The sequence below is a fragment of the Peribacillus sp. P4_C12 genome (assembly GCF_056402095.1).
In genome coordinates this window covers 1-1027 of record NZ_JBFUIB010000924.1, presented here as the reverse complement: position 1 = coordinate 1027, position 1027 = coordinate 1, and the positions used below count along the sequence as shown (strand labels likewise).

At 43.1% G+C, this 1027-nt stretch carries 1 protein-coding gene and 1 pseudogene; both read left to right on the top strand.

The features are described 5' to 3' along the window. A pseudogene (locus AC1DUW_RS30295) lies at window positions 1–221 on the top strand (branched-chain amino acid ABC transporter permease); the annotation flags it as partial. Further along, window positions 196–975 carry an ABC transporter ATP-binding protein gene (locus AC1DUW_RS30290; protein ID WP_057218853.1) on the top strand — a complete coding sequence of 260 codons (780 nt, stop codon included), beginning with the start codon at window positions 196–198 and terminating at the stop codon, window positions 973–975. The pseudogene AC1DUW_RS30295 and the gene AC1DUW_RS30290, both read left to right, overlap by 26 nt. The last annotated feature ends 52 nt before the right edge of the window (window positions 976–1027 follow it).

The following is a 1027-nucleotide window of genomic DNA, read 5'->3' as shown; positions in this document are numbered from 1 at the left end:
GTCTATCAGGTTCAGTTTTGGCCGCGATTTTATTAACAATCGTGACCACATTCCTCCAGGATTACCCGGAAACAAGGATGATTATTTACAGCCTTGTCCTTATTTTGATGATGATATTCCGCCCGCAAGGTTTAATGGGGACAAGAGAAATTACGACATTGTTCACTGGTAAAAAAACTAAAGGGGGACCTAAGGATGGAAGCCACAATACCGTTGCTTAAAGTAGATTCAGTGGGAATCCGCTTCGGTGGATTGAAAGCTGTTTCAGATGTTAACGTGGAATTATTTCCGGGGGAACTTGTTGGCCTGATTGGTCCGAATGGTGCCGGGAAAACGACCTTCTTTAATTTGTTGACGGGTGTGTATGTTCCTACAGAAGGAACGATTGCTTTAAATGGGGAAAACTTAAAAAAACAGCCGCCTTATAAAATTACGAGAAAAGGAATTTCCAGGACCTTTCAAAATATCCGCCTCTTTAGTGAGTTATCCGTGATCGATAACGTCAAGGTTGCTTACCACTCACTCGCCAAGCACAGGATTGCAAGCTCTGTATTCAGATTGCCGGGACACTTTTCCGGTGAAAAGGAAATGGATGAAAAGGCGATTGAGTTCTTAAAGATTTTCAACCTGGACCAATATAAGGATGAAAAAGCGAAGAATCTGCCATATGGACAGCAGAGACGACTGGAAATTGCTCGGGCTCTCGCAGCAAATCCGAAACTTCTTTTACTCGACGAACCAGCAGCTGGGATGAACCCGCATGAAACGAAAGAATTGATGAACCTAATTGCGTTTATCCGAAAGGAATTCAATCTTACGGTATTGCTCATCGAACATGATATGTCCCTTGTCATGGGTGTATGCGAACGTATTTACGTACTCGATCACGGTCAGCTTATCGCCCACGGAAAGCCTGAAGAAATCCGCAATGATCCAAAGGTTATCGAAGCGTATCTTGGCGAGGAGGTTTCATAATGYTRAAAATCGAGGACATTAACGTATATTACGGAAACATTCAAGTTTCCCC

Excerpts from the sequence above, each read along its gene's own strand:
- AC1DUW_RS30290 (WP_057218853.1), top strand. The coding sequence starts at position 196 with ATGGAAGCCACAATACCGTTGCTTAAAGTAGATTCAGTGGGAATCCGC.